Here is an 18,616-nt window from a genome sequence, read left to right on the forward strand (position 1 = left end):
TTAATACGCATGCCTATTTATTACCCGACAAGACGAGGCCGGAACAATGTTCATTTGCCCAGGATACCCTTTTTCTGGAAAGAATCCGTTTTGGATCAATTTTTTTGACTTAAATGAAATCAGGTTTCACACCGGCAAGGAATAATGCGTCCCCGGGTGCTGCGGGCGAAGCGGAGTGGCCGACCTGGCGGCAGGAAAGTTCGATGTTTCTTTACGATACGGCAAAAGCAACATGATAAATTACACTATCTCCTTAATTTCTCCACGATTGCCGGAGGCGCTGGGGCTAAAGTGGCACAGGCTGTGCAATAACAAGAACATGTGCATATGAGGTTTTTATTCTGATGGCGAATTTCTTTATCGATCGCCCCATTTTTGCGTGGGTACTGGCAATCCTGTTATGCCTGACGGGCACCCTTGCCATTTTGTCGCTGCCGGTTGAACAGTATCCCGATCTGGCCCCGCCGAATGTGCGGGTCACGGCCAACTATCCCGGCGCCTCCGCGCAAACCCTGGAGAATACCGTCACCCAGGTTATCGAACAGAATATGACCGGCCTCGATAACCTGATGTATATGTCATCCCAGAGCAGCGCCACCGGCCAGGCGACCATCACCCTCAGTTTTACCGCCGGTACCGACCCGGATGAAGCCGTGCAGCAGGTGCAAAACCAGCTGCAGTCGGCGATGCGTAAGCTGCCGCAGGCGGTGCAAAACCAGGGGGTAACGGTGCGCAAGACTGGCGATACCAATATCCTGACCCTCGCCTTCGTCTCCACCGACGGCAGTATGGATAAACAGGATATCGCCGACTACGTCGCCAGTAACATTCAGGACCCGCTCAGCCGCGTCAATGGCGTAGGGGATATCGACGCCTACGGCTCGCAATACTCAATGCGCATCTGGCTCGATCCGGCAAAGCTCAATAGCTTCCAGCTGACCACCAAGGATGTTACCGACGCCATCAGTTCGCAGAACGCCCAGATTGCCGTCGGCCAGCTCGGCGGCACGCCTTCCGTCGATAAGCAGGCGCTGAACGCCACCATCAACTCGCAATCTCTGCTGCAAACCCCGGAACAGTTTCGCAATATCACCCTGCGCGTCAATCAGGATGGTTCAGAGGTGACCCTCGGCGATGTCGCTACCGTGGAGATGGGGGCGGAGAAGTACGACTATCTTAGCCGCTATAACCGCCAGGCCGCCTCTGGCCTGGGAATTAAGCTCGCCTCCGGCGCCAACGAAATGGCCACCGCGGAGCGCGTGATCGCTCGCCTCAATGAGCTGTCGCAGTATTTCCCGCACGGGCTGGAATATAAAGTCGCCTACGAGACCACCTCCTTCGTGAAGGCTTCCATTACCGACGTGGTGAAAACCCTGCTGGAGGCGATCCTGCTGGTTTTCCTCGTGATGTATTTGTTCCTGCAGAACTTCCGCGCCACCCTGATCCCGACCATCGCCGTGCCGGTGGTGCTGATGGGCACCTTCGCGGTGCTTTATGCCTGTGGCTACAGCATCAACACCCTGACGATGTTCGCGATGGTGCTGGCTATCGGCCTGCTGGTGGATGACGCCATCGTGGTGGTGGAAAACGTTGAGCGCATCATGAGCGAGGAAGGCCTGTCGCCGCGGGAAGCCACCCGCAAATCGATGGGACAAATTCAGGGCGCGCTGGTGGGGATCGCGATGGTGCTGTCGGCGGTGTTTGTGCCAATGGCCTTCTTCGGCGGCACCACCGGCGCTATCTATCGCCAGTTCTCAATTACTATCGTCGCGGCGATGGTCCTCTCGGTGCTGGTGGCCATGATCCTCACCCCGGCCCTTTGCGCCACCCTGCTCAAACCGGTTAAGCCAGGTGAATCTCATGAGAGAAAAGGCTTCTTCGGCTGGTTCAACCGCACCTTTAACCGCAGCGCCAGCCGCTATGAAACCTTCGTCGGCAAAATTCTTCATCGCTCGCTGCGCTGGATGCTGATCTACGTCGTTCTGCTCGGCGGGATGGTGTTCCTGTTCCTGCATCTGCCCACCTCATTCCTGCCGCTGGAGGATCGGGGAATGTTCACCACCTCGGTACAGTTGCCGAGCGGCAGCACCCAACAGCAGACGCTGAAAGTGGTGCAGAAAGCGGAAGATTACTTCCTCAATAACGAGAGGCAAAACGTGGAGTCGGTGTTCGCTACCGTTGGCTCCGGCCCCGGCGGCAACGGGCAGAACGTAGCCCGTATGTTCGTGCGCCTCAAAGACTGGGACCAGCGCGATCCGCAAACCGGCTCCTCCTTTGCCATTATTGAACGCGCCACCAAAGCGTTTAATCAGATCAACGAAGCCCGGGTCATCGCCAGCAGCCCGCCGGCGATCAGCGGCCTCGGCAGTTCGGCAGGCTTCGATATGGAGCTGGAAGATCACGCCGGTAAGGGGCACGATGCGCTGATGGCGGCGCGCGATACGCTGCTTGAGCTGGCGGGTAAAAACCCGCTGTTGACCCGCGTCCGGCATAACGGGCTCGACGACAGCCCGCAGCTGCAGGTCGATATCGATCAGCGTAAAGCTCAGGCGCTGGGCGTCTCCATTGACGACATCAACGATACGCTGCAAACCGCGTGGGGGTCGAGCTACGTCAACGACTTTATGGATCGCGGGAGGGTGAAGAAAGTCTACGTCCAGGCGGCGGCGAAATATCGGATGCTGCCTGACGATATCAATCTCTGGTACGTCCGCAACAGCAGCGGCACGATGGTGCCGTTCTCGGCCTTCGCCACCTCGCGCTGGGAGACCGGCTCGCCGCGTCTGGAGCGCTACAATGGCTATTCGGCGGTGGAGATCGTCGGTGAGGCGGCGCCGGGCATCAGTACCGGTACCGCGATGGACATGATGGAGAAACTGGCCGCGCAACTGCCAACCGGCTTTGGCCTCGAATGGACCGCCATGTCCTATCAGGAACGCCTCTCCGGCGCCCAGGCGCCGGCCCTGTACGCGATTTCTCTGCTGGTGGTGTTCCTGTGCCTGGCGGCCCTGTACGAGAGCTGGTCGGTGCCGTTCTCGGTGATGCTGGTGGTCCCGCTCGGGGTGATTGGCGCCCTGCTGGCGACCTGGATGCGCGGCCTGGAGAATGACGTTTACTTCCAGGTGGGCCTGTTGACGGTGATCGGCCTGTCGGCGAAAAACGCCATTCTGATCGTCGAGTTCGCCAATGAGCTCAACGAGAAAGGCCAAGATCTGCTCAGCGCCACGCTGTCGGCCTGCCGTCAGCGCCTGCGCCCCATTCTGATGACCTCGCTGGCGTTTATCTTCGGCGTCCTGCCGATGGCCACCAGCACCGGAGCCGGCTCCGGCAGCCAGCATGCGGTCGGTACCGGGGTGATGGGCGGGATGATCTCCGCCACCGTGCTGGCCATCTTTTTCGTACCGCTGTTCTTTGTGCTGGTGCGCCGCCGCTTTCCGCTGAAGGAGCGTCCGCAATAAACCGTCGGGCGTCGGCGGCGAGCCGGAATAACAGAAAAGGCGACCTGGATGGTCGCCTTCTTTATGTGTTCAGAACCATGACGCGCTTATTTACGTCGCGTTATTCCCCTGCTCACATTGCGGAAATTTATTTACGAAGCATGCCTTCAATAAAATCTTTCCAGTTCCCCAGTTCATGTTCAATCATAATAGCCTCTCTTATTATTATGGTCGATTCTATATAACTTCATTGCTGATGGGAAGTTGAGCTCCCCTATTGCTCTGATTGTCTTGTGGACCGCTGACAGAGATAAAACCTCTGGTTGCCGCCACTATGCCGTCTCGTATGTAAAAATTATGTGATGCAGAGCACCATCAGGCAACATTTTCGTAATATTGTTAGTGCCCTCACATCATGCCCGCGACTGGGCGAATTTTAATCACCCGAAAACATGGCATAAGATACCCGGTAAAAAGTTATATTTATTCATCTGAATCACGTATTATTTCAATAAGGCTTATATATTCGGAAATATCTGAGTTAACCGCTTAATTGAATGTTAAAGGTTTATCTATGCTCACCATGTACGGAATTAAAAACTGCGATACCATTAAAAAAGCCCGCCGCTGGCTGGAAGCACATCAGATTGACTATCGCTTCCATGACTACCGCGCCGATGGCCTCGACCGCGCGCAACTGGATACCTTTATTGCCGAACTGGGCTGGCAGGCGCTGCTGAACACCCGCGGCACCACCTGGCGCAAGCTGGACGAATCGCTGCGCAACAGCATCGATAATGCCGATGCCGCCGCCGCATTGATGCTGGAAATGCCGGCGATTATCAAACGCCCATTGCTCTGCGCGCCCGGTCGTCCTATGCTGCTGGGTTTTAGTGAAGCAAGTTATCAGCAGTTTAACGAGGTATAGTCTATGTCTTGCCCGGTCATTGAGCTGGCTCAGCAGCTTATTCGCCGCCCTTCCCTTAGCCCCGATGATGCGGGATGCCAGGCGTTAATGATTGAACGCCTGCGTGCGATCGGCTTTACCGTTGAACCGATGGATTTCGGCGATACGCAGAACTTCTGGGCCTGGCGCGGCCACGGCGAGACGCTGGCCTTCGCCGGCCACACCGACGTGGTCCCGGCAGGCGACGCCGACCGCTGGATCAATCCGCCGTTCGAACCCACCATCCGCGACGGGATGCTGTTTGGCCGCGGGGCGGCAGATATGAAAGGCTCGCTGGCGGCGATGGTGGTTGCCGCTGAGCGTTTTGTCGCGCAGTACCCGAACCACCGGGGCCGGCTGGCGTTTTTGATTACCTCTGATGAAGAGGCCAGCGCCAAAAACGGCACCGTCAAAGTGGTGGAGACGCTGATGGCGCGTAACGAGCGTCTGGACTACTGTCTGGTCGGCGAACCCTCCAGTACCGAAGTGGTCGGCGATGTGGTGAAAAACGGCCGCCGCGGCTCGCTGACCTGCAATCTGACCATTCACGGCGTACAGGGCCATGTCGCCTATCCGCACCTTGCCGATAACCCCGTCCATCGCGCGGCGCCGATGCTGGCGGAGCTGGTCACTATCGAGTGGGATAAAGGCAATGAATACTTCCCGCCGACCAGCATGCAGATTGCCAACGTGCAGTCCGGCACCGGCAGCAACAACGTGATCCCTGGCGATATGTTCGTCCAGTTCAACTTCCGCTTCAGTACGGAACTGACGGACGAGATGATCAAAGCCCGGGTGGTCGCCCTGCTGGAAAAATACCAGCTGCGTTACAGCGTGGAGTGGCGGCTCTCCGGCCAGCCGTTCCTCACCGGACGGGGCAAGCTGGTGGATGCGGTCGTCAACGCGATTGAGCACTATAATGAGATCAAACCGCAGCTGTTAACCAACGGCGGCACCTCAGACGGACGGTTTATCGCGCGCATGGGGGCGCAGGTGGTAGAGCTGGGCCCGGTGAACGCCACGATTCACAAAATTAATGAATGTGTGAACGCCGCCGACCTGCAGCTGCTGGCGCGGATGTATCAACGCGTAATGGAACAGCTGGTCGCCTGACGTACTGACGTAAAGAGGAAGCGCGCATGGAATGGCTTATTAAACACTGGTGGATTCTGGTGCTGGTCTTTTTGGTGGGGGTAATTATCAACGTGATTAAAGATCTGAACCGCGTTGACCACAAAAAATTCCTCAACAACAAACCCGATCTGCCGCCGCACCGTGATTTTAACGATAAATGGGACGATGACGACGACTGGCCGAAGCACGACCAGTCGAAGAAACCGTAAGTTTGCCTTTATCGCGGTACCGCCCGCCTGTAACCCCGCCCGCCGGGGTTACAGCATTTCGATGATATCGTCCCCTTTCGGCGTACTGCCGCTCAGCGCCTCATCAAAATAGTGCTTCGGCACGGTATAGCGCAGTCGCTCAATCGCGAACTGCATGCTGCGATCGTCAATGGCATGCCCCAGATCGTCAACAATATCTAAGGTCACGTCGCCCCCCGCCTGCAACAACGCCTCCTGAGCCGACACCGCCCATGCCAGATCGATAACCCGATCGTCACCACCGTGGATCAGGTGAATGGTGGTGGCCGTCGTTGCGGTGACCGGCAGCGTCGCGTAGCGGCCATTAAAGGCGATCACCCGCGAAGCCAGATCCGGCGCCGCTTTGATGCTCTCCAGCGACATGATCGCCCCCTGAGAGAAGCCGATCAGCGCGGTGGCCAGCGGGCTGACGCCGCTCTTTTCCTGCCAGTAGCGCACAATGTCAATAAAGGTCGGCATAATGGCGTCGATACGCTGCTGACGATTCTCTTCCGTCACTCCCTGCACCGAAAACCACTGCCGGCCGTTGGGACCGCAAGGCTCCACCCCGCCAATGCTAACGATCAGCGCATCAGGAAACTGCGGCGCGAACCAGCTGCCAATTTGCCCCATGGAGACCGGGTTATCCCCCACGCCATGAAACAGCAGCAACAGCTGTTGCGCAGGCGTCGCAGGGCTTTGAACAATAAAATGATCGTGTTTCATGGCTGTCTCCTTTGTGTATGCGGGCAGTGTACGCCGCTCGCCAGATATGACCATGCCATTTAACTGAATGAGTTAGTTAAAAAAATTGCAGGTGCGCTACCTGCTGACGCAGCGCCTCAGCGCGCGCTGCATCGAGGAAGCGCAAAGCGTCAGCGGCCTCCTGACGCCATCTCGCCAGCAGCGCTTTACGCCCTGTTAGCTGCAGCGCGGCGCAGAGTTCGGCCTCTTCGTCCCCCTGCAGGCGCCCGCGCAGCGCCGGCAACGGCATGTCGACCTGCATCAGCAGACGATTGAGGCAACCCAGCGCCGCGGCCAGCGGGCGATGGGCGAAGGCAAAGCTGGCCGCTTCCAGCCAGTCCTCTTCACTAAGCATAGCCCCTGAAACGGCCGGCAGCGGCGCGGGCGCGTCCCGCCACGGGCGCAGCCAGTATTCATCGCGTTGTAGCCGCTGTGCCTCCCGCTGCGCGAGCTGATGCCCCGCTGCAGTCAGCGGGAACAGAGCCATCGCGGTATAGCATCCGCTGCTGGCCTCGCGATGAGTGCCCAGCCGCACGAGGATAAACCCGCAGCGTTGCCAGAAGCGCCACAGCTCAGGGGTATAGCCAAAGCTGACGGAGAGATAGTCATAACCTGCGGCATCGGTGGCGATATCCGCGATCATCTGCTGCCCCAGCCCTTCGCGCTGGCGGGCGGGGTGGACGGCGATCCGACTGACCCGCAGCCCGCGCAGCGTCGCCGCGAGGGGACTGCCGCCATGCGCCGCCAGCGACTGGGCGACCAGGTTCCCTCGCGGCCGGCGAAAACCCGCCCACACCGCCCGGCTGAGTTCAGGAGAAAGTCCCCCCTCGGCCACCAGCCACAGCGCGCCCGCCACCGCGCCGCCGGCGCGTGCACAGCGGAAAGCCTGGCCCGGCGCGTCCATCATGCGCCGCAGATCGAGAGGAGAAGTGCGGTAATGCGCCCCGGACAACAGCTGGTACATCGCCTCCGGCAGCGCCGGCCGCGTTTGCCAGTTGGACTGATCGACCTCTTCCACGGCAACCTCCCCCGTCGGCGCATCGCGAAATGCCTCATCGCTGAAGATCAGCAGCTGACTGATGGCTGACTCCAGCGGACAGCCCGCGGCCCAGCGGATCGGCGCGCTCAGGCTAAACGACTGCAGATGGGGCAGGCTGGCGCAAAATTTCAGCAGGAACCCGCGCCCGGTGCCTTCATAACCCTGCACCGTCGTGGTGAGTAGCGTGCGGGGAAAACGGCTTACCAGCTGCCGGAGAAGCGGAGCCGGAATGGCCGCGGCCTCATCGACAATCAGCCAGGACGCCGTTTCTTTCGATGACAGCAGCGCATCAGGCGCCATAAAGCGAAACGCCTCGCCGGCAAAGCTCGCCAGCACATCGACGGCGCTGCGGGTCGGGGCGGTAACGATGGCCTCGCCCGCGAGCTGGCGCAGCAACATGCCCGCGAGGGCGGATTTGCCACGCCCTCGTTCAGCCGTCACCGCCGCGATACCGGGCGGTAGACGCAACAATTGCGCAAGGATCGCTGCCTGTTCGGCCAGCGGGTGACCCTCGGCGGGATGCCAGTCAGGGCGCGGGACGGCCAGCGGGAGCCGCGGCGAGTCCGACTGCCGCCAGAGCAGCACATCGGGGTCGGCGATAAACTGCCGACAGCAGCGGAGAACAAAGTGGGGGGTAGAGATCGGGTCGGGCGTATCGCTCCAGCGCAGGGAGTCCTCATCCACCCGGGACGGCCAGTCGGCGAAGGGGGGCGTCAGCAGCACCAGCCAGCTTCCCGCCCGCAGGGTACCGCTCAGGGCCGCCAGGGCGGCTACATCAAATCCGCGCCGGGCATCGAAAAAGGCGTGCATGACTTCCCGCCCCAGCAGCGTCTTCAGGGCGCCAGGCGCCACCCCGGGCGCGAAAACCGGCTCGGGGCCCACCCACAGGCCATCGCCGGCGAGCCTCTCCCGCAGCGCCTGCGCCTGCTGCAGCGTCCAGGCCTCGTCGCCGCTGAGTACCAGCAGGCGGCGAATTCCCTCCCGCGCCATCTGCGCGGTGAGGTCAAGCAGCGCGTCCATCATCGGTGGCGATTACAGGGCGCTGCCGAAGGTGTTGCACTGCGCCGGGTCGCCGCTGTCGAAACCGCGTTTGAACCAGGTGTAGCGCTGTTTTGACGTGCCGTGGGTAAAGCTGTCCGGTACCACCCGCCCCTGGCTCTGCTGCTGCAGACGGTCATCGCCGATCGCCTCGGCGGCGTTCAGCGCCTCCTGCAGATCGCCGGTTTCCAGAATATCCTGCTGCTGCATATTATGGCCCCAGACGCCGGCGAAGCAGTCTGCCTGCAGCTCCATCTTAACCGACAGCCGGTTGGCTTCGGCCTCGGTGGCATGCTGCTGTTGCTGGCGGACTTTCGGCTCAATGCCCAGCAGTTTTTGTACGTGATGACCCACTTCATGGGCAATGACGTACCCCTGGGCAAAGTCGCCGTCGGCGCCCAGTTTATTTTTCATCTCATCGTAGAATGACAGGTCGATATAGACCGTGCTGTCGGCAGGACAGTAGAACGGCCCCATCACCGACTGGCCGGTACCGCAGCCGGTACGGGTCGCGCCGCGGTAGAGCACCAGCTTTGGCTGGGGGTACTGGCGGCCCATCTTTTCAAAGATCGGTCCCCAGGTATCTTCGGTGGTGGCCAGGATCACCGACGTAAACTTCGCCGCTTCATCGTCTTTCGGACTGATGGAGCGCTGCGTGGAGGTCTGCTGCTGCGGCATCGGTTCGCCGGTCAGCATGCCGGTCAAATCCACGCCGTAATAGCCTGCCACCAGCACAATAATCAGCAGCACAATGCCGCCCTTCCCGCTCGGCAGCCGGAAGCCGCCGCCCCCGCCGCCAAACGGCGAGCCCGATTGACCGCGTCGATCTTCAACATTGTCGCTTTCGCGACGCCCTTGCCAGCGCATAAGCACCTCATTCCCTGTTATGTATCAATAGCAGAGATCGTAGGCGGTTCAGCGCAGGATTACCACAGGAAACAGCAAGAGACGCCAGAAGATGAGACCATCTTCTGGCGGCGGGCGGGTTAGTCGAGCTTAACGCCCAGGCGGTGAGCCACTTCTTCGTAGGCTTCGATCAGGCCGCCAAGGCTCTGGCGGAAGCGGTCTTTGTCCATTTTATCAAGGGTGTTTTTGTCCCACAGGCGGCTGCCGTCCGGCGAAAACTCATCGCCCAGCACCACTTCGCCTTTGAACAGACCAAACTCCAGCTTAAAGTCCACCAGAATCAGACCGGCGTCATCGAACAGTTTTTTCAGCACGTCGTTGGCTTTGTAGGTCAGCTCGCGCATCCGCGCCAGATTCTCTTTGCTCACCCAGCCGAAGGTTTCGCAGTAGGAGTCGTTGACCATCGGATCGTGCATGGCATCGTTTTTCAGGAACAGATCGAACAGCGGCGGATTCAGCTCGATACCTTCTTCAATGCCTAAACGTTTTACCAGCGAGCCTGCCGCACGGTTACGCACCACGCACTCCACCGGCACCATATCCAGTTTTTTCACCAGGCATTCGGTATCGGAGAGCAGCGCTTCCATCTGGGTAGGGATGCCCGCTTCTGCCAGTTTGCTCATAATGAAGTGGTTGAACTTGTTATTCACCATGCCTTTACGATCGAACTGCTCGATGCGCGCGCCATCACCTGCTGACGTATCGTTACGGAATTCCAGTACCAGCAGGTCCGGATTATCGGTGCTGTATACTGTCTTCGCCTTACCACGATACAACTCAGCTTGCTTTTTCATCTTTCACTACTCCAGTGATATTGAGCCTAAAAATACGTTTCCACCTATACACAAAATCATTCAAAGTGCATCGAGGCGGCAACTGAGCGAATCCCCAGGGGCTTACAAAAGTAAGTGACTGGGTTGAACGAAGGCGGCCAACAAAGAGGCAATTTGAAGGATGATGTGTATACGCACACGTTTGCGTCACTATATATTAAAAGGGCCGGATTGCTCCAGCCCTTTTGATTACTTGTTAAATGCGGCCTGGAATACGGCTACCAGAGCGTCATTTTGCGACTGCGTCAGGGTGTGGCCTTTCGGGTCGATGAACTGCAGGCTACTGCGGTTATCGAGGTCGCCGACCTGAAGTTTGTAGTCACCGGAGACCAGCTGCGGGTCGCGTGCGCCCAGCTCCTGCCAGCTGCTGTCAGACAGCGGCTTGTAGGTCAGCGCCATGCTGCCCTGAGAGCGCGTGCTGTCGGTCACTTTCATCCCCACTTTCTCGAGGGCGCCCGGCAGACGCTGCCACACCATGTTAAACGGCGCGCGAACGACGAGCATTGGCAGGCCAGTATCGTCGGCAGCGCTCTGCACGTCGAAGGTGGCGCCCGCGCTGCGCTGAGCGGCGTTCTGGGCGCTGGTGGCGTTCATGTCCAGGCCTTCCGAAATGACGTTCAGCATGGCGGTGCTGTAGCGCTGCAGTGACGCCGGATCGGCAACCGGTTTACCCGCCTGCTCCAGATTCACCAGCTTGACCACAACCGCTTGCTGATAGCCCTGCGGTTTGACGGAGATTTGATAACGACCGCGATACTGCTGATCTTCATCAAGACGGTTCCACTCAACCCAGTCGGTGTTCAGCGTCTGGCTCGCATCATCGCGCTTGGCGATAACGTAGTTCTTCGACTGAAGAATGCTGGTAACCTGCGCCCACAGCGAACCGCTGCGGCCGTTTTCGACCATCAGCGTCGCGGTATCGCCGTTGAACTGGGTGCGGGCGCCGCTAACCAATGCCAGCGGCTGCGCCGGCGGGCGAATGTCCAGCGCCTTGCCGACCGCGCCGGTGCTGTTGGCCACCGGAATGTTGTAATCACCTACCTGAATCGGCAGGATCATCCCCGCCGGCGCGTGAAGTTCGCTCAACGGTGACGCCTGTAAATAGGCCTCATCACCGCTCACCTGACGCTTATAGCGCGAGTCGGAACTACAGGCCGCGAGGAGTAGAACCAGCGAAACACCCGCAACCTTCGCCAGGCGCGACTTCTGTACTGAGTAAGCCATCAAATCTCCCTAAACTTTACAGCAAACCGGCATGCTTCAGCGCGGCGGTAACGGCTTCACGACCCTGGTCGGTGATAGGCGTCATCGGCAAGCGCAGCGTATCGGTCGCCACAAGACCCAACGCCTTGCATCCCCATTTCACCGGGATAGGATTGGGTTCGACAAATAATTTTGTATGCAATGGCATCAGACGCTGGTTAATCGCCCGGGCTTCGGCAAATTGACCCGCCAGCGCCAGACGGCACATGTCGGCCATTTCGCGCGCCGCCACGTTGGCGGTAACGGAAATCACGCCCACGCCGCCGAGCTGCATAAAGTCCATACCGGTCGCATCGTCACCGCTCAGCAGAATAAAGTCGTCTGAAACCAGCTCTTTGATCTGGTGAACACGACTTAAGTTCCCTGTTGCTTCCTTAATACCGACAATATTTTTAATTTGCGCCAGACGGCCAACGGTTTCCGGCAGCATATCGCAACCGGTACGGGACGGCACATTATACAGAATTTGCGGCAGGTCAGTATGTTCGGCGATAGCTTTAAAGTGCTGGAACAGGCCTTCCTGGGTCGGACGGTTATAATAAGGAGTGACCGTCAGGCAGCCGACAACGCCGCTGTCGTTAAAACGTTTGGTCAGGCTAATCGCCTCTGCGGTTGCATTGGCTCCCGTTCCCGCGATAACCGGGATACGCCCGTCAGCCAGTTCCAGCGTCATCATCACCACGTCGCCATGCTCTTCATGGCTCAGCGTTGCGGATTCACCGGTAGTCCCTACCGAAACGATCGCCGAGGTTCCGTTGGCGACATGGTAATCAATCAGTTTTTTCAGGCTTGTCCGGCAGACATTACCGTTTTCATCCATCGGCGTGACAAGCGCTACAATACTTCCCGTGAACATGGGCCATCCTCAGAGCAGAAGTGCGACAAGATTCTCAATGTTACGTTTGGAGCTGCAATAAAAGCAAGAGACCCGACGCCATCAGGGATGTTGTATGGCGGTTTTTTTTATGCTTTCCTAATGTTACCTCACCTTTTTAAAGGAAGAACAGGTTTGACAGCCTCATTACAACACTATCTGGTTATTACCGCCCTGGGGGCTGACCGTCCCGGCATCGTGAATACGATCACTCGCCACGTCAGCAGCTGCGGTTGTAATATCGAAGACAGCCGGCTGGCCATGCTCGGTGATGAGTTTACGTTTATCATGCTGCTTTCCGGTTCGTGGAATGCGATTAACCTGATCGAATCAACCCTGCCGCTGAAAGGCGCGGAGCTGGAGCTGTTGATCGTGATGAAACGCACCACCGCGCGCCCGCCGCAGGCCATGCCAAACACCGTCTGGGTCCAGGTTGAGGTGCCGGACTCACCGCATATCATCGAGCGCTTCACTGCCCTGTGCGATACATGGAATATGAATATCGCGGAACTGGTGTCCCGCACGCAGCCGGGAGACGGCGATTCCGCGCAGCTTTTTATCCAGATAACGGCTCACAGCCCTGCGACGCAAAATGCAGCAAATATCGAACAAGCGTTCAAAGCCCTATGTACAGAACTCAACGCACAAGGCAGTATTAACATCGTTAATTATTCACAGCATGATGAACAGGATGGAGTTTAACCCATGACCCCACTGAAAGCCGGTGATCTTGCACCGAAATTTAGCTTACCGGACCAGGACGGCGAGGAAGTAAATTTAACCGACTTCCAGGGACAGCGTGTCCTGGTTTATTTTTACCCGAAAGCCATGACCCCGGGCTGCACCGTCCAGGCGTGCGGCTTGCGCGATAATATGGACGACCTGAAAAAAGCCGGTGTGGAAGTGCTGGGCATCAGCACCGATAAACCGGAAAAGCTCTCCCGTTTCGCCGAAAAAGAGCTGCTGAACTTTACGCTGCTGTCTGATGAAAACCATCAGGTTTGCGAGCAGTTTGGCGTCTGGGGCGAAAAATCCTTTATGGGGAAAACCTACGACGGGATCCACCGTATCAGCTTCCTCGTCGATGCCGATGGCAAAATCGAACACGTCTTTGATGACTTCAAAACCAGCAATCACCACGACGTGGTGTTGAACTGGCTGAAAGAAAACGCCTGATGCAAAGCAAGACGCCGGGAGAGAGAACCTCGCCCGGCGTCTTTTTTTATCCTCAATGCCTTAGTCGTCGTCGACGACCAGGCCATCCGGCCAGGCATGCACCACCGCTTTAATTAACGTGGCCAGCGGAATGGCGAAGAAGACGCCCCAGAATCCCCACAAACCGCCAAAGATCACCACCGACAGGATAATCACCAGCGGGTGCAGATTCACCGCTTCCGAGAACAGCACCGGGACCAGCAGGTTACCGTCCAGTCCCTGAATAATCAGATAGACCGCGAACAGACTCCAGAACTCGGTGCCTGCGCCAAACTGAAACAGCGCCACCCCTACCACCGGAATGGTCACCACAAACGCGCCGATATAGGGGATCAGCACCGAGAAGCCCACCAGCACCGCCAACAGCAGCGAGTAGTTGAGGCCGAAAAGGATAAAGCCTATCCAGGTGGCGACGCTGACGACAATCATCTCCAGCACCTTACCGCGAATGTAGTTGGTGATTTGCTGGTTCATCTCCTTCCATACCTGCCCGGCCAGACCGCGGTTTCGCGGCAGCACGCGGCGTACCGCGTTGAGCATCTGCTCTTTATCCTTCAGCAGGAAGAAGACCATCAGCGGCACCAGCACCAGATAGACCGCCAGCGTGAGCAGCCCCACCAGCGAGGCGAGAGAATACTTGACCACCGAGTCGCCCACCGTCAGCATCCGGGTGCGCATATTTTCCGCCATCGCGTCGATGATGCCGGCATCCATCAACGCCGGATAGCGCCGCGGCAGCGTGGCGGCGAAATCAGAGAGCTTGTTAAGCATGCCCGGCATATCGCGGATAAGGTAGATCCCCTGCTGCCAGGCCACCGGCAGCACCACAAAGGCCAGCAAGAGCAGAATACCCACAAAGAGGATTAGCACCAGCGAGGTCGCCCAGGTGCGCGACAGGCCGATGCGCTCCAGGCGAACGGTCGGCCACTCCAGCAGATAGGCCAGCACGATAGCCACCAGTAACGGGGCCAGCAGGCCGCTGAAAAAGAACATGATGCCGAAACCGGCAAGCAAAATAACCAGCAGCGCTATCGCCTCAGGGTCGCTGAATCGACGGCGGTACCACTGCATTAACATCTCGAGCATAAAACCTTCCCTGAAGCGCAACGCGGCGACAAACGGGGGAATTGTATCGAAATGTCACAAAAAAGACTTCGCTTTTTGATGCGCAGCAGACAAACCCGTCTCCGCCGTGAAGAACCTATTTTCAATGCGTCTAACGCCAGCTAAACTCGCTGGGATGCGGCCAGGGAACATTGCGTCGCACAATCGGTCAAACTGGCACACCCACATTACAGGACAGAGGTTATGTTCAGGCAGTTGAAGAAAACGCTGGTGGCGACCGTGATCGCGTCGCTGACGCTGGGTTCGTTAGGCCCTGCTTTTGCTGACTCCGCAGATACCCTGCCGGACATGGGGACCTCCGCAGGAAGCACGTTGTCGATTGGTCAGGAAATGCAGATGGGGGATTACTACGTCCGCCAGCTGCGCGGCAGCGCGCCGCTGATCAACGACCCTCTGCTGGTGCAATATATCAACGGGCTGGGCATGCGTCTGGTCTCGCATGCGAATTCGGTGCGCACCCCGTTCCACTTCTATTTGATTAATAACGACCAAATTAACGCCTTCGCCTTCTTCGGCGGCAATGTGGTCCTCCACTCCGCCCTGTTCCGCTACTCCGATAACGAGAGCGAACTGGCCTCTGTCATGGCGCACGAAATTTCCCACGTTACGCAGCGGCATCTCGCCCGCGCAATGGAAGATCAGAAACGCAATGCGCCGCTGACCTGGGTCGGCGCGCTGGGTTCAATTCTGCTGGCGATGGCCAGCCCGCAGGCCGGGATGGCGGCGCTGACCGGGACGCTGGCCGGCACCCAACAGGGCATGATCAGCTTCACCCGTCAGAACGAAGAAGAGGCCGACCGGATCGGTATTCAGGTTCTGCAACGCTCGGGATTCGACCCGCAGGCCATGCCGATGTTTATGGGTAAACTGCTTGATGAGTCGCGCTACTCAACGCGGCCGCCGGAAATGCTGCTTACCCACCCCCTGCCGGAAAGCCGGCTTGCCGATGCCCGTAACCGCGCCAACCAGATGCGCCCGGTTGTCGTGCAGTCCTCAGCGGACTTCTATCTGGCGAAGGCGCGTACCCTCGGAATGTACACCAACGGCGACAATAAGCTAGGCACCGATCTGCTCAACGCCTGGGATAAAGGCAATATCCGCCAGCAGCATGCCGCGCAGTATGGCCGCGCTCTGCTGGCGATGGAAAGCAACAACTTTGACCAGGCGCGCAAAACGCTGCAGCCGCTGCTCAGCGCCGATCCGCAAAATCCCTGGTATCTCGATCTGGCCACCGATATCGACCTCGGGCAGAAGAAAACCGGCGACGCCATCAACCGCCTTAAAAACGCTCGTGAACTGCGCACCAATCCGGTGCTGCAGTTGAACCTGGCCAACGCCCTCCTGCAGGGCGGACAGCCCGGGGAAGCGGCGACCATCCTGAATCGTTATACCTTTACCTACAAAGAGGATGGCAACGGCTGGGACCTGCTGGCGCAGGCGGAAGGCGCCCTGGGCAATCGCGACCAGGAGCTGGCGGCGCGGGCAGAAAGCATGGCGCTGGTCGGCCAGCTGGAACAGGCGATTTCCCTGCTCAGCAGCGCCAGCTCGCAAGTGAAACTCGGTAGTCTGCAGCAGGCCCGCTACGATGCCCGCATCGACCAGCTACGTGAGCTACAGGCCCGCTTCCGCCCCTACCAAAAAATGTAAGGAGACCCCATGACCGACGCGGTAAAAATTTACCATAACCCACGCTGCTCGAAGAGCCGCGAAACGCTGAGCCTGTTGAAGAGCCACGGCATCGATCCTGAGGTGGTGCTTTATCTTGAGACGCCACCGGATGCCGGGACGCTGCGTCAACTGCTGCAGCTGCTGGGTATGGAGAGCCCCCGCGAGCTCATGCGCCAGAAAGAGGATCTGTATAAATCGCTCAATCTTGCCGACCCGGCGCTCAGCGACGCCGCGCTGATACAGGCGATGGTCGACAACCCTAAGCTCATCGAACGCCCAATTGTCGTCAGCCGCGGCCAGGCGCGTATTGGCCGACCGCCGGAGCAGGTCCTCGAGATCGTGAGCTAACCCACCCGCGCCGCGCTTACGCGGCGCTTTTTTTACGTAGCTGATTCCAGATCTTCCACGCCAATCCCTCCCGCCCGTCTTGCAGTGCTACTGTTCATCTAACGCTCAATCCACTGGACGGATGAACATGAAAAAACCAACCTCAACGCCTCACGATGCCGTATTTAAGACCTATCTCTCCCACCCTGATACCGCCCGCGATTTTCTGCGGCTGTACCTGCCCGAGACGCTGCTTAAAGTGTGCGATCTGCGTACGCTGCATCTCGAGTCCGGGCATTTTGTCGAAGACGATCTGCGTCCCTTTTACGCCGACATTCTGTATTCCCTGAAAACCACGGCGGGAGACGGCTATATTTATGCGCTTATCGAACACCAGAGCACGCCCGACCGGCATATGGCCTTTCGTCTGATGCGCTACGCCATCGCCGCCATGCAGCGCCACCTTGATGCCGGCCACGATCGGCTGCCGCTGGTGATCCCTGTTCTCTTCTACCACGGTCTGGTAAGCCCCTACCCGTTCTCACTGCGCTGGCTCGATGAATTCGTCGCTCCGGAGCTGGCCGGCCACCTTTATCACGGGGCGTTTCCGCTGGCGGACATTACCGTCATTCCGGATGACGACATTGCCACCCACCAGCGCATGGCGACGCTGGAGTTACTGCAAAAACATATTCGACAACGCGATCTGGCGCAGCTCCTCGACAAACTGAGCGAATTATTATTGACTGGTCTGGCGACGGAATCGCAGGTACAAGCCCTGATGCACTATCTGGTGCAGGCAGGCAACGCGCGAGAGCCGATCAAGTTCATTCGCGAGCTGGCGTTACGTACGCCGCAGCACAAGGAGACGTTGATGACAATTGCGGAATATCTGGAACAGCAGGGTTTGGAGCGGGGCCTGGCGCAGGGCCGTCAGGAAGGCCGGAAAGAAGAGGCGCAGCGTATCGCCGCCGCTATGCTACACAGTGGCCTGGCGCGCGACCTGGTCGCCCGGTTGACCGGGCTGACGGAGGAGGAACTGACTCCGCAGGCGGACTAGAGCTTAAGGATCTCTTTCACGAAGGGGATCGTCAGCTTGCGCTGAGCGGTAATCGAGGCATGATCCAGCTGATCGAGGGTCATAAATAGCGAGCGCATCTCGCGATCCAGCCGCTTCAGCAGGAAGCGGCACACGTCCTCCGGCATCTCAAAGCCGCGCAGTCTGGCGCGCAGCTGCAGGGCCTGCAGTTTGTCTTCATCCGACAGCGGCTGCAGCTTATAGATCTGCCCCCAGTCAAGCCGCGAGGCAAGATCCGGCAGACCAAGATTCAGTTGCCGCGGCGGCCGATCGCCGGTGATCAGCAGCCGGGTTTTACCTGATTCCAGGATCCGGTTGTAGAGATTAAAGATGGCCATTTCCCAGGGCTCATCCCCGGCGACGCACTCGATGTTATCGATGCAGACCAGGGCCAGCTGTTCCATCCCCTCCAGCACCTCCGGCACAAACCAGGTGCGTTTATCCAGCGGCACGTAGCCCACGGCATCCCCGCGCTGGGAAAGCTCGGCGCAGGCGGCGTGTAACAGGTGGCTGCGACCCGCCCCTTCACGTGACCAGATATAAATATACCCGCTGTGTTCCTGGCGCAGTACGTTCTGGAGGGCAGCAAGTAGAGAAGGATTATCACCCGGCCAGAAACTCGCGAAGGTTTCGTCGTCAGGAAGATACAGTGGCAAAGAGAGCTGTGCCGGTGCGTTCAGATGGACCTCAACATAGGCTTACAGAAAAACGCGAAGAGTTTATCACAGATTTAGGTCAGGAGAGAACCGGGCGGGATCGCCG

The 18,616-nt window shown here is 58.6% G+C and carries 19 protein-coding genes; 9 read left to right on the plus strand and 10 right to left on the minus strand.

The window, feature by feature from the left end:
- Window positions 1-344: 344 nt before the first annotated feature.
- Window positions 345-3,458 carry a multidrug efflux RND transporter permease AcrD gene (gene acrD / locus L2I46_RS11360; RefSeq protein WP_023290609.1) on the plus strand — a complete coding sequence of 1,038 codons (3,114 nt, stop codon included), beginning with the start codon at window positions 345-347 and terminating at the stop codon, window positions 3,456-3,458.
- Between the two features lie 127 nt (window positions 3,459-3,585).
- Here the strand turns inward: acrD and ypfM are convergent, their stop codons facing one another.
- On the minus strand, window positions 3,586-3,645 hold the full coding sequence (gene ypfM / locus L2I46_RS11365) for a protein YpfM (RefSeq protein WP_100181659.1): 60 nt from the start codon (window positions 3,643-3,645) through the stop codon (window positions 3,586-3,588).
- A 366-nt stretch (window positions 3,646-4,011) separates the two neighbouring features.
- Between ypfM and L2I46_RS11370 the strand changes: the two genes are divergently transcribed.
- From L2I46_RS11370 to L2I46_RS11380, 3 genes are read left to right on the plus strand one after another with little or no spacing between them, the layout of a single operon-like run.
- Complete coding sequence (locus tag L2I46_RS11370; RefSeq protein ID WP_023290610.1) at window positions 4,012-4,365, plus strand: ArsC family reductase; 354 nt, start codon at window positions 4,012-4,014, stop codon at window positions 4,363-4,365.
- 3 nt (window positions 4,366-4,368) lie between these two features.
- The gene (dapE, locus tag L2I46_RS11375; RefSeq protein ID WP_236947872.1) at window positions 4,369-5,496 is read left to right on the plus strand and encodes a succinyl-diaminopimelate desuccinylase; all 1,128 of its coding nucleotides are present in this window, start codon (window positions 4,369-4,371) and stop codon (window positions 5,494-5,496) included.
- 26 nt (window positions 5,497-5,522) lie between these two features.
- Window positions 5,523-5,726 (plus strand): YpfN family protein, encoded by a 204-nt coding sequence (locus L2I46_RS11380; RefSeq protein ID WP_002913768.1) that lies wholly within the window; start codon window positions 5,523-5,525, stop codon window positions 5,724-5,726.
- Window positions 5,727-5,774: 48 nt separating this feature from the next.
- Here the strand turns inward: L2I46_RS11380 and ypfH are convergent, their stop codons facing one another.
- From ypfH to dapA, 6 genes are all read right to left on the minus strand, one after another.
- A complete protein-coding gene (ypfH, locus tag L2I46_RS11385; protein WP_023290612.1) occupies window positions 5,775-6,470 on the minus strand; it encodes an esterase in 696 nt (231 codons plus the stop codon).
- A 76-nt stretch (window positions 6,471-6,546) separates the two neighbouring features.
- A complete protein-coding gene (locus tag L2I46_RS11390; protein WP_236947873.1) occupies window positions 6,547-8,550 on the minus strand; it encodes a tRNA(Met) cytidine acetyltransferase TmcA in 2,004 nt (667 codons plus the stop codon).
- 9 nt (window positions 8,551-8,559) lie between these two features.
- Entirely contained in the window at window positions 8,560-9,432 is an 873-nt protein-coding gene (ypfJ, locus tag L2I46_RS11395) for a KPN_02809 family neutral zinc metallopeptidase (RefSeq protein WP_023290614.1), read from the minus strand.
- A 119-nt stretch (window positions 9,433-9,551) separates the two neighbouring features.
- On the minus strand, window positions 9,552-10,265 hold the full coding sequence (gene purC, locus L2I46_RS11400) for a phosphoribosylaminoimidazolesuccinocarboxamide synthase (RefSeq protein WP_002913801.1): 714 nt from the start codon (window positions 10,263-10,265) through the stop codon (window positions 9,552-9,554).
- Between the two features lie 228 nt (window positions 10,266-10,493).
- Window positions 10,494-11,528, minus strand: a complete 1,035-nt coding sequence (gene bamC / locus L2I46_RS11405; protein WP_023290615.1) for an outer membrane protein assembly factor BamC — start codon at window positions 11,526-11,528, stop codon at window positions 10,494-10,496.
- Between the two features lie 16 nt (window positions 11,529-11,544).
- Window positions 11,545-12,423, minus strand: coding sequence for a 4-hydroxy-tetrahydrodipicolinate synthase (gene dapA / locus L2I46_RS11410; protein WP_023290616.1), 879 nt, complete (start codon window positions 12,421-12,423; stop codon window positions 11,545-11,547).
- Between the two features lie 153 nt (window positions 12,424-12,576).
- Here dapA and L2I46_RS11415 point away from each other — a divergent pair, with 153 nt between their 5' ends.
- Window positions 12,577-13,143, plus strand: coding sequence for a glycine cleavage system transcriptional repressor (locus L2I46_RS11415; protein ID WP_002913804.1), 567 nt, complete (start codon window positions 12,577-12,579; stop codon window positions 13,141-13,143).
- Window positions 13,144-13,146: 3 nt separating this feature from the next.
- On the plus strand, window positions 13,147-13,617 hold the full coding sequence (gene bcp / locus L2I46_RS11420; protein ID WP_004201935.1) for a thioredoxin-dependent thiol peroxidase: 471 nt from the start codon (window positions 13,147-13,149) through the stop codon (window positions 13,615-13,617).
- A 60-nt stretch (window positions 13,618-13,677) separates the two neighbouring features.
- Here the strand turns inward: bcp and L2I46_RS11425 are convergent, their stop codons facing one another.
- Together L2I46_RS11425 and L2I46_RS11430 are read right to left on the minus strand one after the other, a co-directional pair.
- Window positions 13,678-14,742 (minus strand): AI-2E family transporter, encoded by a 1,065-nt coding sequence (locus tag L2I46_RS11425; protein WP_004201933.1) that lies wholly within the window; start codon window positions 14,740-14,742, stop codon window positions 13,678-13,680.
- Between the two features lie 54 nt (window positions 14,743-14,796).
- Window positions 14,797-14,913, minus strand: coding sequence for a hypothetical protein (locus tag L2I46_RS11430; protein WP_032429201.1), 117 nt, complete (start codon window positions 14,911-14,913; stop codon window positions 14,797-14,799).
- 51 nt (window positions 14,914-14,964) lie between these two features.
- On the opposite strand from L2I46_RS11430, the gene bepA reads away from it, so the two are divergent.
- From bepA to L2I46_RS11445, 3 genes are all read left to right on the plus strand, one after another.
- The gene (bepA, locus tag L2I46_RS11435; protein WP_004201932.1) at window positions 14,965-16,428 is read left to right on the plus strand and encodes a beta-barrel assembly-enhancing protease; all 1,464 of its coding nucleotides are present in this window, start codon (window positions 14,965-14,967) and stop codon (window positions 16,426-16,428) included.
- 9 nt (window positions 16,429-16,437) lie between these two features.
- Window positions 16,438-16,797, plus strand: a complete 360-nt coding sequence (gene arsC / locus L2I46_RS11440) for an arsenate reductase (glutaredoxin) (protein WP_048297992.1) — start codon at window positions 16,438-16,440, stop codon at window positions 16,795-16,797.
- A 127-nt stretch (window positions 16,798-16,924) separates the two neighbouring features.
- Window positions 16,925-17,836: an Rpn family recombination-promoting nuclease/putative transposase gene (locus tag L2I46_RS11445; protein WP_057216576.1), complete on the plus strand. Its 912-nt coding sequence runs from the start codon at window positions 16,925-16,927 to the stop codon at window positions 17,834-17,836.
- On the opposite strand, the gene L2I46_RS11450 is transcribed toward L2I46_RS11445, so the two are convergent.
- Entirely contained in the window at window positions 17,833-18,534 is a 702-nt protein-coding gene (locus L2I46_RS11450; RefSeq protein ID WP_020947395.1) for a DnaA inactivator Hda, read from the minus strand. The genes L2I46_RS11445 and L2I46_RS11450 overlap by 4 nt on opposite strands.
- Between the last annotated feature and the right edge of the window lie 82 nt (window positions 18,535-18,616).

Source organism: Klebsiella sp. 2019SCSN059 (assembly GCF_021739525.1).
Classification (GTDB): Bacteria; Pseudomonadota; Gammaproteobacteria; order Enterobacterales; family Enterobacteriaceae; genus Klebsiella; species Klebsiella quasipneumoniae.